This is a genomic window from Marinimicrobium sp. UBA4209 (genome assembly GCF_002381585.1).
Taxonomy (GTDB): domain Bacteria; phylum Pseudomonadota; class Gammaproteobacteria; order Pseudomonadales; family Cellvibrionaceae; genus Marinimicrobium; species Marinimicrobium koreense.
In genome coordinates, this window is record NZ_DFTP01000019.1 from 970 (window position 1) to 12,792 (window position 11,823).

Below are 11,823 nucleotides of genomic sequence, written 5' to 3' on the forward strand. Positions count from 1 at the left end.
TGATGCGCGGCACCTTCGCCAACGTGCGGCTGAAAAACCAGATGGCGCCGGGCACCGAGGGCAGCTGGACCACCTACCTGCCCAAGAACGAAGTCATCAGTATTTTCGATGCCGCCGAGCGTTATCGCGAAGACGGCACACCGCTGGTGGTGCTCGCGGGTAAAGAATACGGCTCCGGCTCCTCCCGGGACTGGGCGGCGAAAGGTCCGTCACTGCTCGGTGTGCGTGCGGCCATTGCCGAAAGCTACGAGCGCATTCACCGCTCCAACCTGGTGGGCATGGGCATTCTGCCGCTCCAGTTTGCCGAGGGCGAATCCGTCGAGTCCCTGGGGCTGACCGGTGAGGAGGCGTTCGATATTCCCGCTGTGCAGGCAGACACCAAAGAGGTAGAAGTGACGGCCAAAGGGGCCGATGGCAAAGCCAAGACCTTCAAGGCCAAAGTGCGCATCGATACCCCCAACGAGTTCGCCTACTTCCAGAACGGCGGCATTCTGCATTACGTGTTGCGTAACCTCGCCAGCCAATAAGCGGACGCAGTACCCCAAAGCGCCTACCCACTCACGGGAGGCGCTTTTTTTCGGGTATGATGAAGGACGATTTGAACCGCAACAGGATTCCCATGAGTTTGACCCACACTGACGATCAAGGGCGCGCCAGCATGGTGGATGTGTCGGACAAGCCCGCTACCGTGCGCGAGGCACGGGCCAGCGCGTTCGTCCGGATGCAACCCGCCACCCTGGCGCTGATTCGTGAAAATGGCCTGAAAAAAGGCGACGTGCTGGCGGTCTCCCGCATTGCCGGCATTCAGGCGGCCAAGCAGTGTTCCAACCTGGTACCCCTCTGTCACCCACTGGCACTGAGCAAAGTGGGGGTCGAATTTGCGTTTCAGGAGGAACCGGCGGGCGTGGCGATCGAAACCTACTGCAAGCTGTCCGGCCAGACCGGCGTGGAAATGGAAGCGCTGACCGCCGCCAGCGTGGCCGCCCTGACCATCTACGATATGTGTAAAGCCGTCGATTTGAGTATGGTCATTGAAAATATCGCGCTGCTGGAAAAATCCGGTGGCCGTCGCGGTCATTATGTACGCGCTGAAGACGAGACCAAACAATCATGATTCAGATACTGTTTTTTGCCCGCTTGCGCGATCAGCTCGGCTGCGATTCGCTGACGCTGGAAACCGTTGAGGGCGACAGTGTCACCAAGGTGCGCGAGCGGCTGGTGGCCGAGCATCCCGACTGGCGGGAGCCCCTGAGTGCCTCCGGCGTGCTCTTTGCGGTGAACCAGTCGCTGGTGAAATCCGGCCATCCGGTTCATGATGGCGATGAGGTGGCCTTTATGCCACCGGTCACCGGAGGCTGACATGATATCCGTCCAGACCGCGCCCTTTGATGTGGCCCATGAATACGCCCAACTCACCGCCGATGATGTGGATGCCGGCGCGGCGGTATTTTTTGTCGGTCGGGTGCGTTCACACAATGACGGTCGCGCCGTCACCGGTATGACCCTGGAGCACTACCCGGGCATGACCGAAAAGGCCCTGGAGCAGATCCTGGCCGATGCCCGCCAGCGCTGGTCGCTGGGGCGGGTGAGGGTGATCCATCGGGTTGGTTCGTTGGTATTAGGGGAGGCGATTGTGTTCGTCGGCGTCACCAGCGCCCACCGGGATGCCTCCTTTGAGGCGGCAGAATTCATCATGGATTACCTGAAAAACCGGGCGCCTTTCTGGAAGCGCGAAGACACCGAGGACGGCTCAGTCTGGGTCGACGCCCGGGACAAAGACCTGCGCGCCCTCGCGCGTTGGAGTTGAATACCTTAATCGATAATAAACGGAGCCAAACCATGAGAATCCTGAAATTGGTCGCCTGTCTGGCGGCCGCCACGGCACTGACCGCTTGCGAGCAGGCGGAAGAAACCCAGACATCCACCCCTGAACCGGAAGCCGAAGCAACCGTCGCGGAAGGCGCTCCTTTGGCAGCGCCGGGCGCCAGCATCCTGGAAATCATGGCCAGCGCTCACCGCAGCGACGACAATCGGGCCCGGGACCGCTATCGCAATCCCGAAGAAACCCTGTTTTTCTTTGGTGTGGAGCGGGATGACACCGTGATTGAAATCAATCCCGGTGGCGGCTGGTACATGGAAATCATCGCCCCCTTCGTCAATGAGGACGGGCAATACATCGCCGCCACCCCGAACCCCGAGCTGGAGGGCATGCCGTCTTACGTGGTCCGGCAGGCCGCGCAAATTCAGGCCCGCATTGAAGATCAGCCCGAGTTCTACGGCAACGCCGAAGTGCAGCTCTATGACCCCTCGGCGCCCGTGCTCGGCGAGCCGGGCAGCGCAGACTTCGTGCTGACCTTCCGCAATGTCCACGGCTGGATCAACGGTGGGCAGGCTGAAGGCATGTTCCAGGCCTTTGCCGAGGTCCTCAAACCTGGCGGCGTGCTGGGTGTGGTGCAACATCGCGCCGTCGACGAGGCGGACCCCTCGGAAAGCGCCACCACCGGTTATGTGTCAGAAGCGGCGGTCATTGCCTTGGCGGAAGCGGCTGGACTGACCCTGGACGACCGCAGCAACATCAACGCCAACCCGAAAGATACCCGGGATCACCCGGAAGGCGTCTGGACCCTGCCGCCTTCACTGCGTCTGGGTGATGAAAATCGCGCTTCCTATGAAGCCATTGGCGAGAGCGACCGGATGACTCTGCGGTTCGTCAAACCCGAATCGGAAGAGTAAGCCGGTCGATAGACGGGCACGGAGAAAGGGGCTTCGGCCCCTTTTTTGTGGGCGGGTGGTTTTCTGAAAGGGCGGTCAGCGGATCAGGGTGGAAGCCAGTGCCACCAGCGCCAGAACCACCAGGCCAACGGCGAACACCTGCTGCAAGCGGGCGTTGGCAATGTGATGGCTGATCTGTTGACCCACCACCATGCCGCCCACGCCGCCGAGTGCCAGCCAGCCGAGCAGAGACCAGTCCATGGGGGTGCCGGCCTGTTCGCTGAACAGCCAGTGGCTGATAAAGCCCGAGCTGCTGATCAGGGTGATGATCAGCAGGGAAATCGAAACCGCCTGCACCATGGAAATGCGGCTTAAAAACAGCAGTAGCGGAATGATCAGAAAGCCGCCGCCCACACCGAACACCCCGGAGAGCAAACCCACCAGTGCGCCCCCAATCGCCAGCCCGGAAATGCAGCGCGGCTTAAGCTCAAACTGTCCGGTGGGGCTCAACATGCACAGCATTTCCGGGCGCCGGTGTTCGGCCTTGCTGGCGCGGACCACATTGGCATGCTCCGGGTTGCGCTGGGCGTCGCGCCACATGCGCACCGCAATGATCAAAGTCAGCACATTGAAGCTGACCAACAGCAGGGTGTCGGGCAACTGATTGCCCAGCCACTTGCCCAGAGGCGCGACTAGGGCACCGGTCACCGCCAGAATGATGGTGGGTGGCCAGAGCACCAGATCGCTGTGCCAGCTGCGAAAGCTGCCATACAGCGCGCTGATCGCCACCGCCCCCAGCGACAGGCCGACCGCACCGTTGACGCTCATCCCGCCGAGCAGAATCAGCAGCGGCACCGCAAACACCGAACCGCCTGCGCCGGTCAGGCCCAGTACCAGTCCAATGAGTACGCCGATCAGCAGGAACATGGGAGCTTACCGGTTCCAGGGCATGTGCAGCAGGACTTTGGCCATGGCGCAGGTATCGGTGATGCCTGAAAAGGTCAGGCCCGCACCGACCGCGCCCGAGAGCCAGAAAAAGCCCGGATTGACGGTAAAGCCCAGCACCACGCCGGTGAGAATCAGCAGTCCGGCGGTAATCCGTACCTGACGCTCGATCGAGACCGCGCGGCGCGGCGTCTCGGAACGCTCAAGCTCCACCGGGGCGTGGCGCATGGCGTTGACACCACCGTCGATAATGCACAGTGAGCAATCGACCTTGCCCGCCAGCTTGTCAACCGCTATATCCGCCCGGCGACCGCTCTGGCACAGCAGGTAAACCGTGCTCTTGTCTCCAGCGCGCTGGCTCAGCTCGGCCTGCAGGCGCTCAGCGCTGAGCTCCTGTAGGGGAATATGCAGGGCACCGGGAACCCGCTCGTTCTCCACCTCGGCGGTGGTGCGCAGGTCCAGAATGCACAGCTCCTCCGGTCGGGTGTTGGCAAACAGTTGTTGGGGCGTTACGCGGGTTGCACTCATCGTGTGGGTATCTCTTGATTGAAAAAGTATTACCTCATGGTAAGCAATTCCAGTAAATTAGTAAACTCTAATTAAGTGAGTGCGGCATTCATCGCAGATCCGCCCCCGCTCACGTATAATGCCGGCCCATATCGCATTCACGTTCACCAACTCGCGGAAGTTTTCTATGACCGTTCGCACCCGTATTGCGCCTTCACCGACGGGCGATCCCCACGTCGGTACCGCCTACATTGCCCTGTTCAACCTGTGCTTTGCCCGCCAGCACGGCGGCCAGTTCCTGCTGCGCATTGAAGACACCGACCAGACCCGCAGCACCCCGGAATCCGAACAGGCCATTCTGGACAGCCTTCGCTGGCTGGGCATCGAGTGGGATGAGGGCCCGGACGTGGGCGGCGAACACGGTCCCTACCGCCAGAGCGAGCGCATGGACATCTACCGGGGCTACGCCGAACAGTTGATCGAAAAGGGCCACGCCTTTTACTGCTTCGCCACCGCCGAAGAACTGGACCAGATGCGTGCCGAGCAACAGGCCCGCGGGGAAACCCCCAAATACGACGGTCGCGGCCTGAAGCTGAGCGAGGCGGAAGTCAAACAGCGCCTGGACGCCGGCGAGCCCTACGTCATTCGCATGAAAGTGCCGGAAGAGGGCACCTGCAAAGTGCAGGACATGCTACGCGGCGAGATCGACATCGACTGGTCCCAGGTGGACATGCAGGTACTGCTCAAAGCCGACGGCATGCCCACCTACCACCTGGCCAACGTGGTGGACGACCACCTGATGGGTATCACCCACGTGATTCGCGGGGAAGAGTGGATCAACTCCGCCCCCAAACACCTTAAGCTGTACGAATACTTCGGCTGGGAAGCCCCCGTGCTGTGCCACCTGCCGCTGCTGCGCAACCCGGACAAATCCAAGCTCAGCAAACGCAAAAACCCCACCAGCATCCTCTACTACCAGCGTGCCGGATTCCTGCCCGAAGCCCTGCTCAACTACCTGGGCCGCATGGGCTGGTCCATGCCCGATGAGCGTGAGAAATTCACCCTGGAGGAAATGCAGGCCCACTTCGACATCAACCGCGTCTCTCTGGGCGGCCCCATCTTCGACGTGGAAAAGCTTTCCTGGCTCAATGGCCTGTGGATTCGGGAAGACCTCTCCACCGAACAGCTGGCCGATCGCCTCCAGGCCTGGGCGCTCAACCGGGACAACCTCCTCAAAGTACTGCCTCATGCCCAGTCCCGCATGGAAACCCTGGGCGACTTCGCTCCCCTGGTCAGCTTTCTGGCCTCCGGCAACCTGGGCCTGACCGAGAGCCACTTCACTGGCAACAAACTGGAGCTGGACGAACAGAAAAGGGTCCTCCAGTTCGCCGTCTGGCGCATGGAAACCCTGCGCACCTGGGAGCGCGACGCCATCTTCGCCGAGCTCAAATCCCTGGCCGACGCCACCGGAATCAAGGTCAAAGACTTCCTGGCCCCGCTGTTCGTCGCCATCGCCGGCACCACCGCCTCCTTCTCGGTCATGGACGCTATGGTCCTGCTCGGCCCGGACATGAGCCGCGCCAGACTGCGCCAGGCCGTCGAAGTCCTTGGCGGAGTGGGCAAAAAACAGCTCAAAAAGCTGGAAAAGGCCTACCAGGCGCTGGGTACGGAAGCGGAGGCGTCAGCAGAGAATTCGTAAAAACTGCCTAATAATCAAAGAATTAGGTTTTTTTGCCGATTTATTGTTGACAGCTCCGAGCGGGGTGCTACAATGCGCCCCGCTTCCAACGAAGCACAAGCAGTTTTGGGGCCTTAGCTCAGCTGGGAGAGCGCAACACTGGCAGTGTTGAGGTCAGCGGTTCGATCCCGCTAGGCTCCACCAAACACAAAACCCTCGCACCGAAAGGTGCGGGGGTTTTTTGTTTGGCGGATCCCCGCCGGGTGAGAATCGCTGACGCGGTTCACCAATCGGCAGGATAGCCGATTGGCACAGCGAAGCTGCCCGGAGGGTGGCGCACATGGATGTGCGCCATGCATCCCGCCGTTCCGCAGTCTCCGAACTCTGCAACACCCACCGAAAGGTGTGGTTTTTTTGTTTGACGGCCCCTGGACGAGTTCACCTCGCCCCTCCGTTGGCACCCAAGTGGCTATCCTAATTACCTCTCAAGCGACAAAAGGTGCTGGCGCAATAAACATCTGTCAGCCTAGCCCTTGATGATCATACGTCAATGACGTATATTTGGTCCATGTACACCGTTATAGAAACCCCCACCTTTACGGAAGACGCCAAAGAACTGTGGTCTGAGGAAGACCGGGGCGCATTTTGTGCTTGGTTGGCAGCAAACCCCGAGGCTGGGGATGTCATTCCGGCCAGCGGTGGCTGTCGGAAGGTACGTTGGCGTAGGCAAGGCACTGGGAAAAGTGGCGGTGTACGGGTTATTTACTTCACTCGTCTGGAAAGCGGTGAATTGTGGTTACTGGTGATTTACGCAAAGAGTGTTCGCGGTAATATCCCGGCGCACTTGCTGAAATCCATCCGAGAGGTAATTGAAAATGGCTAAGCAACCTACCATGACCGGGGAGGAGCTAGGCAAAAAGCTTCTACAGTCCGTGAATGAAATGAAGGCGGGTAAAGCAGCACGAACAACGCAGGTTTCACCAAATGAAGTGGCGGCGGCTCGTAGTAAAACCGGGCTTTCCCAGTCACAGTTTGCAGAAGCTCTGCATATATCTCCTCGCACTCTTCAGGAATGGGAGCAAGGGCGTCGAAAACCTTCAGGCGCCGCCCAAGCTCTCATTCAAATTGCCTTTAGGCACCCTGAAGTCATTACAGAGTCCTTAATAAAAGAGGCAGGCTAGCAGGCAAATTATATATACGCGCGTTTCAAGAGCCGGACACCTCCCTGTGCCGGGTGCCGTATATGTGGACGTTAGCCTGACTCAGCATTCCTTGAAGTCTATACGTCAAGGTTTGTAGTTCCCCCGGTTTCATTATAAAAAAATTGTGCTCAAAGAATTGCAACAGGAGTCGTAAGCTATGCCATTGTTCAATCCCTCAATCAAAACCCAGTGCGCAGTCACAAAACTCGTTTCATCTGCCGCAATGGGTGCTGCGTTCTTTGTGCTTGCAGCTTGCAGCGCTCAAACCACTAGCCCACAAAACCCCGACATTGCCTCAGTGCAATGGCGGCAGCACAAAGCAAATACGCCACCCAGTGCACGCCACGAAAACGGTTTTGTGGCGGTGGGAGAACACTTGTATTTGGTCGGCGGCCGAGGTGAACGGCCTTTGGATATTTTTGATCCGGCCACGGGAAGCTGGAGCCAGGGCGCCAAACCGCCGTTTGAAATTCACCATATGCAGGCCATCGAATACGACGAAAAGCTCTACGTGCTGGGCGCCATGACCGGTGGTTTTCCAGAAGAGCCCCCGCTGGCCAATATTCTGATTTACGACCCCGCCACTGACGCTTGGTCGGAGGGGCCAGAAATCCCCGCCGATCGTCGGCGCGGTGGCAGCGGCGTTGTGTTGCATGAAGGGCTGATTTACCTGGTGGGTGGAAACACGCGCGGCCATATGAGCGGCTATGTCCCTTGGGTGGATGTGTTTGATCCAGAAACTGGACGTTGGACGCAACTGCCTGACACCCCGCATTCCCGAGATCACTTTCATGCTGCGGTGATTGATGGACATATTTACGCAGCCGGAGGGCGAACCTCATCCCACGACACGGGCGAAAGCATGTCGCTCACCGTTGCGCCCGTCGATGTGTACGACATTGCAAACCAGCGCTGGCACACGCTGGAAGCGCCTTTGCCCACCGAGCGTGCCGGTACGGCAACGGTGGCCTTTAATGGATTGTTGGTGGTCTTGGGTGGCGAGAGCACCAGCCAAGTGGAGGCCCACCGCGAAGTGGAGGCGTACAACCCGGAAACTGGGGAATGGCTCAGCCTGCCGCCTTTACCGGTTGGGCGCCACGGGACCCAGGCCACGCTGTTTAATGGGGAGCTGCATATTGTCGCGGGCAGCGAAAATCGTGGTGGCGGTCCTGAGTTGAATGATCATTGGGTTATGGAGATGGGTGAGTAGGTATTCGTACACACTCAGTCATTAGCCAATTACGTGGGCGGTTTGTGCCCCGTGGAAACAGCGAGAGCGATGCCTCATGGAAACGCAGCCAACACTTCATACCAAACGATTGACGCTACGGCCATTTTCATTGACAGACGCTCCCCGAGTCCAGGAGTTGGCTGGCGACCGTCGAGTATCAGAAATGACGGCCAATATACCGTATCCCTATAAAGACGGTATGGCGGAGAGCTGGATAGCTTCTCAGGCTGTCTCGTTCTCGCGTGGCGAAGCAATTGTTTACGCGGTCACTCTTTCGGAAACGTCAGAACTGATCGGGACAGTGAGTCTAACCGAACTCACAGCTGCCGACGGCAATCTCGGTTACTGGATTGGGTTTCCATACTGGGGTAACGGGTATTGTACCGAGGCCGCGGGCGCTCTAGTCGAGTTCGGACTGAAAGAGTTCGGGTTGCCACTGATTTATGCCAGACACCTGAAAGAAAATCGCCCCTCAGGGCGTGTCATCCTCAATATCGGCTTCCAGCATATGGGGACGGTGTCTATGGATGTTACTGGCGAAAGGCGAGTGCTTGAACATTACGAAAGAAGAACGTGATTGCCACTTGACGTTGCGTCGACACGGGGCATCAGGTATCGCTTATTATTTAGGTCTGGAGAGACGTAAAGGAATAGAATAATTGCCGCAGCCCCATTTTTTATGGGAGCGGGGCATGTCGCTTCGTGACGGTCGGGCTGCGTTCCGGGTCGGCGAGCGCCTATACTATGTGGTAACTTCTCAATACTGATTTAAAGGCAAAGGTTCCCCGTACCATGGATTTGACTCTTCAGGACAAGCTTCCCGCTCCCGTAAAACACTGGCTCGGCATCTTCCTTGCCGCGATCCAGTATTGGCTGGGCAGCCAGGCCTTCATCTATGCCGCCGCACTGGCGTTTTTCACCGTTTTTTCCATTGCGCCGGTCCTGGTGGTGGTCGTCATGATAGTCGGGCTGGTGATCGGGGAGAGGGCGGTCCAGGGGCAGCTCTTTGAACAACTGGAGGGGACGATTGGTCCGGAAGCGGCCGGGGTGGTTCAGACGGCCGTGGTCAATTCTCAGATTGACCAGAGTGGTATCTGGCCGGCGCTGATCGGGATCGTCGCCACCATACTGGGGGCCACCACGGTTTTCGCCCAGATGCAGCAGTCCCTGAATGGGATCTGGAGCGTCGCACCGAGGCCTTCGAGAAGTAGCTTGTGGATCTTTATCAAGAGCCGGTTATTGTCGCTGACCATTATTCTTGCTATCGGGTTCGTCCTGTTGGTCTCACTACTGTTGTCTGTGGCCATGCGTACCATTATGGCGTTTGCAGAGGAGTGGCTACCGGTGCCGGGTTGGGCGATGGTGGGTATGGAGCTGTCGCTATCACTGTTTGTGGTGACGGTGCTGTTTGCGGCCATGTTCAAGATCCTGCCCGACGTGTTGCTGACTTGGCGAGACGTTCTGCTCGGCGCGTTTATCACTGCCTTACTGTTCACGGCGGGCCGCTCCCTGATCGCCATCTACCTGGCCTATACGGCCACGGCATCGGCTTATGGTGCTGCAGGCTCTCTGGCGTTGCTTCTGCTCTGGGTTAACTATTCCTCCATGATTCTACTGTTCGGGGCGGCGTTTACCCGTGCGCACCTCGAAGGCAGGGGGTTGACGGTTCGACCGAGAAACACGGCAGTGTGTGTGCATCGGCAATTGATCGACGAGGTGTAGTAAGTCCCGGCACCATGACGGTGCCGGGCCGCCCACTCAATGACCTTTAGGCAATCTTCTCCATCAAGGCATTGTCCAGTTTATCGGCGCGCCTCGCGGCTTCTCGACTCTCGCAGCGTTCCACGTATTGGGCAAACACCGGGTTTGGCTCCAGCACTTTCATCATAGTTTCCCATCCAATGTAGCTCGCCATCAGGAGGTCGGCCGTGGTGAACCGGTCACCGCACAGGTAGGGCTGTTTGGTCAGGGTCTGTTCGATCGCATTGAGGGTATCCTGAATATGGCCGCAGCCAACGGCCTGGGCCATTTCATCGGTAATTTCCCAGTTATAGGCCTTGGCGCTGGATGCCATTTCGAACGGGCCCGCGACAAAAAACAGCCAGCGATGGTAGCTGCCGCGCTCGGGGCTATCGAGCGCCGGTGCCAAGCCCGCCTCCGGAAATTGCTCGGCCAGGTAGGCGCAAATAGCCGCCACCTCGGTGATCACCGTGCCCTTATGAGTCAGGGTAGGCACCTTGCCCATGGGATTGAGCTTGAGGTACTCCGGGGATTTGATGTCACCACCGAAGGTCATGACTTTCACATCATAGGGCTGGCCGATTTCTTCCAGCATCCAGCGAACGACTCGGCCCCGGGATTGAGGGTTGGTGTACAGGGTCATCATGCTCATGGGGTTTGCTCCTTGGTTTGGGTTGCTTACACGTTACATTCAGGTTGAATTTCGGCCGCTGCAGCGCCACCAAAGCCATGTTATTGGCGTAATAGGCTAGAATCCGTCCTAGTTATGCGCGATCATTGGTTTTTATTTCGAATGGAGTGAACCGATGGCGGGACCGACGACGCGGGTACTGGCACTGCTGGAGTTACTCCAGGCTCGGGGCCAGCTTTCCGGCGCGGAAATCGCCGAGCGCTTGGGCGTGGACCGGCGCACGGTCAGGCGCTATATCACTGTGCTGGAGGATCTAGGTATTCCCGTGACCACCGAGCAAGGGCGCTATGGTGGCTACCGTCTGGTGCCGGGGTTCAAGCTTCCGCCGTTGATGTTTACCGAATCGGAAGTTCGGGTGATCACTCTCGCGCTTCTGGCGGTGCGCGAACACAATCTCTTGGAGGATGATGTGGCGCTGGCCAGCGTGCACGCCAAGTTGGAGCGCGTCATGCCGGCGAACCTGAAAGCCCAAGTACAGGCGATGGATAACACCATTCAGTTGATCCCCTCGCGCCGCGCGTCCAATCATCACCAACTGCTGGAGCTGACTCAGGCGACACAGACCTGTGAAATGGTCGACATGATTTACCGCTCGCCGCAGGGTGAAACGATGCAGCGCCGGTTCGATCCTTATGGCTTGGTGTTCTGGGCTGGTAATTGGTATGTTGGCGGATTCTGCCACCTGCGCCAGGCACTGCGTTCGTTTCGGCTTGATCGGTTGTCCGACATTACGCGGGCTGAGGAGCGCTTTGTGCGTCCGGCCAGTTTTGACGCCGCCCGCCACCTTCAGGAAAGTCTGTACAAAGCTACCTGGCGTTTTCCGGTCAGTGTCTTGCTTTACACCGACATGAATTCGGTGACAGATTACATGATTACAGCCACGACCTGCACGAGCGACATGGAGGGCATGTTTGAACAGCAGGAGAATGGCGTGTTGATGACCACCAGTACGGACAGTTATCACTGGTTTGCCTGGTGGTTGGCCCAGCTGCCTTTTGGCTTTGTTATTCAATCACCCGATGAGTTGAAGGCGGCACTCAATAAGCATATTCAGCGGTTGCTGCTCGCTGTTTAAGCGGCATTTTGTCGGTAATTGTAGTGGCATAGTGATTCTGGC

Annotated in this window: 14 protein-coding genes, 1 tRNA gene and 1 pseudogene; 13 read left to right on the forward strand and 3 right to left on the reverse strand. The window is 58.5% G+C overall.

The genetic code is table 11. The annotated features are described in order from the left end of the window. From acnA to B3187_RS03115, 5 genes and pseudogenes are all read left to right on the forward strand, one after another. Positions 1 to 527, forward strand: a pseudogene (gene acnA, locus B3187_RS03095) (aconitate hydratase); the annotation flags it as partial. A 92-nt stretch (positions 528 to 619) separates the two neighbouring features. After that, positions 620 to 1,114, forward strand: a complete 495-nt coding sequence (gene moaC, locus B3187_RS03100; protein WP_024459733.1) for a cyclic pyranopterin monophosphate synthase MoaC — start codon at positions 620 to 622, stop codon at positions 1,112 to 1,114. Continuing rightward, the gene (gene moaD / locus B3187_RS03105; protein ID WP_024459734.1) at positions 1,111 to 1,359 is read left to right on the forward strand and encodes a molybdopterin converting factor subunit 1; all 249 of its coding nucleotides are present in this window, start codon (positions 1,111 to 1,113) and stop codon (positions 1,357 to 1,359) included. The genes moaC and moaD overlap by 4 nt, the downstream gene beginning before the upstream one ends. A 1-nt stretch (position 1,360) precedes the next feature. Further along, the gene (gene moaE / locus B3187_RS03110; protein WP_024459735.1) at positions 1,361 to 1,807 is read left to right on the forward strand and encodes a molybdopterin synthase catalytic subunit MoaE; all 447 of its coding nucleotides are present in this window, start codon (positions 1,361 to 1,363) and stop codon (positions 1,805 to 1,807) included. A 32-nt stretch (positions 1,808 to 1,839) separates the two neighbouring features. Next, positions 1,840 to 2,733, forward strand: a complete 894-nt coding sequence (locus tag B3187_RS03115) for a class I SAM-dependent methyltransferase (RefSeq protein WP_123637012.1) — start codon at positions 1,840 to 1,842, stop codon at positions 2,731 to 2,733. Positions 2,734 to 2,808: 75 nt separating this feature from the next. Here B3187_RS03115 and B3187_RS03120 read toward each other — a convergent pair whose 3' ends face one another. Further along, on the reverse strand, positions 2,809 to 3,639 hold the full coding sequence (locus B3187_RS03120) for a sulfite exporter TauE/SafE family protein (protein WP_286804541.1): 831 nt from the start codon (positions 3,637 to 3,639) through the stop codon (positions 2,809 to 2,811). 6 nt (positions 3,640 to 3,645) lie between these two features. Further along, a complete protein-coding gene (locus B3187_RS03125; RefSeq protein WP_286804542.1) occupies positions 3,646 to 4,185 on the reverse strand; it encodes a rhodanese-like domain-containing protein in 540 nt (179 codons plus the stop codon). A gap of 166 nt (positions 4,186 to 4,351) precedes the next feature. Between B3187_RS03125 and gltX the strand changes: the two genes are divergently transcribed. The 7 genes from gltX (at position 4,352) to B3187_RS03160 (ending at position 9,997) form a co-directional block, all read left to right on the forward strand. Next, a complete protein-coding gene (gene gltX / locus B3187_RS03130) occupies positions 4,352 to 5,863 on the forward strand; it encodes a glutamate--tRNA ligase (protein WP_286804543.1) in 1,512 nt (503 codons plus the stop codon). A gap of 107 nt (positions 5,864 to 5,970) precedes the next feature. Next, positions 5,971 to 6,046: transfer RNA gene (locus B3187_RS03135), tRNA-Ala, on the forward strand. A 364-nt stretch (positions 6,047 to 6,410) separates the two neighbouring features. Then, on the forward strand, positions 6,411 to 6,725 hold the full coding sequence (locus B3187_RS03140; RefSeq protein WP_024459740.1) for a transcriptional regulator: 315 nt from the start codon (positions 6,411 to 6,413) through the stop codon (positions 6,723 to 6,725). After that, positions 6,718 to 7,023 carry a helix-turn-helix domain-containing protein gene (locus B3187_RS03145; RefSeq protein WP_286804544.1) on the forward strand — a complete coding sequence of 102 codons (306 nt, stop codon included), beginning with the start codon at positions 6,718 to 6,720 and terminating at the stop codon, positions 7,021 to 7,023. The genes B3187_RS03140 and B3187_RS03145 overlap by 8 nt, the downstream gene beginning before the upstream one ends. Before the next feature lie 178 nt (positions 7,024 to 7,201). Further along, positions 7,202 to 8,254, forward strand: a complete 1,053-nt coding sequence (locus B3187_RS03150) for a Kelch repeat-containing protein (RefSeq protein ID WP_286804545.1) — start codon at positions 7,202 to 7,204, stop codon at positions 8,252 to 8,254. 76 nt (positions 8,255 to 8,330) lie between these two features. Next, positions 8,331 to 8,852, forward strand: a complete 522-nt coding sequence (locus tag B3187_RS03155; RefSeq protein WP_286804546.1) for a GNAT family N-acetyltransferase — start codon at positions 8,331 to 8,333, stop codon at positions 8,850 to 8,852. Positions 8,853 to 9,067: 215 nt separating this feature from the next. Next, entirely contained in the window at positions 9,068 to 9,997 is a 930-nt protein-coding gene (locus B3187_RS03160) for a YihY/virulence factor BrkB family protein (RefSeq protein WP_286804547.1), read from the forward strand. A 46-nt stretch (positions 9,998 to 10,043) separates the two neighbouring features. Here B3187_RS03160 and B3187_RS03165 read toward each other — a convergent pair whose 3' ends face one another. Continuing rightward, entirely contained in the window at positions 10,044 to 10,667 is a 624-nt protein-coding gene (locus tag B3187_RS03165) for a glutathione S-transferase family protein (protein WP_286804548.1), read from the reverse strand. A 154-nt stretch (positions 10,668 to 10,821) separates the two neighbouring features. Here B3187_RS03165 and B3187_RS03170 point away from each other — a divergent pair, with 154 nt between their 5' ends. Next, positions 10,822 to 11,781, forward strand: a complete 960-nt coding sequence (locus tag B3187_RS03170; RefSeq protein ID WP_286804549.1) for a helix-turn-helix transcriptional regulator — start codon at positions 10,822 to 10,824, stop codon at positions 11,779 to 11,781. Positions 11,782 to 11,823: the final 42 nt, after the last annotated feature.

Coding starts and splice junctions, on each gene's coding strand:
- B3187_RS03120 (WP_286804541.1), bottom strand. CDS start 3,639: ATGTTCCTGCTGATCGGCGTACTCATTGGACTGGTACTGGGCCTGACC.
- gltX (WP_286804543.1), top strand. CDS start 4,352: ATGACCGTTCGCACCCGTATTGCGCCTTCACCGACGGGCGATCCCCAC.
- B3187_RS03165 (WP_286804548.1), bottom strand. CDS start 10,667: ATGAGCATGATGACCCTGTACACCAACCCTCAATCCCGGGGCCGAGTC.
- B3187_RS03125 (WP_286804542.1), bottom strand. CDS start 4,185: ATGAGTGCAACCCGCGTAACGCCCCAACAACTGTTTGCCAACACCCGA.
- B3187_RS03115 (WP_123637012.1), top strand. CDS start 1,840: ATGAGAATCCTGAAATTGGTCGCCTGTCTGGCGGCCGCCACGGCACTG.
- moaE (WP_024459735.1), top strand. CDS start 1,361: ATGATATCCGTCCAGACCGCGCCCTTTGATGTGGCCCATGAATACGCC.
- B3187_RS03170 (WP_286804549.1), top strand. CDS start 10,822: ATGGCGGGACCGACGACGCGGGTACTGGCACTGCTGGAGTTACTCCAG.
- moaC (WP_024459733.1), top strand. CDS start 620: ATGAGTTTGACCCACACTGACGATCAAGGGCGCGCCAGCATGGTGGAT.
- moaD (WP_024459734.1), top strand. CDS start 1,111: ATGATTCAGATACTGTTTTTTGCCCGCTTGCGCGATCAGCTCGGCTGC.
- B3187_RS03160 (WP_286804547.1), top strand. CDS start 9,068: ATGGATTTGACTCTTCAGGACAAGCTTCCCGCTCCCGTAAAACACTGG.
- B3187_RS03140 (WP_024459740.1), top strand. CDS start 6,411: ATGTACACCGTTATAGAAACCCCCACCTTTACGGAAGACGCCAAAGAA.
- B3187_RS03150 (WP_286804545.1), top strand. CDS start 7,202: ATGCCATTGTTCAATCCCTCAATCAAAACCCAGTGCGCAGTCACAAAA.
- B3187_RS03155 (WP_286804546.1), top strand. CDS start 8,331: ATGGAAACGCAGCCAACACTTCATACCAAACGATTGACGCTACGGCCA.
- B3187_RS03145 (WP_286804544.1), top strand. CDS start 6,718: ATGGCTAAGCAACCTACCATGACCGGGGAGGAGCTAGGCAAAAAGCTT.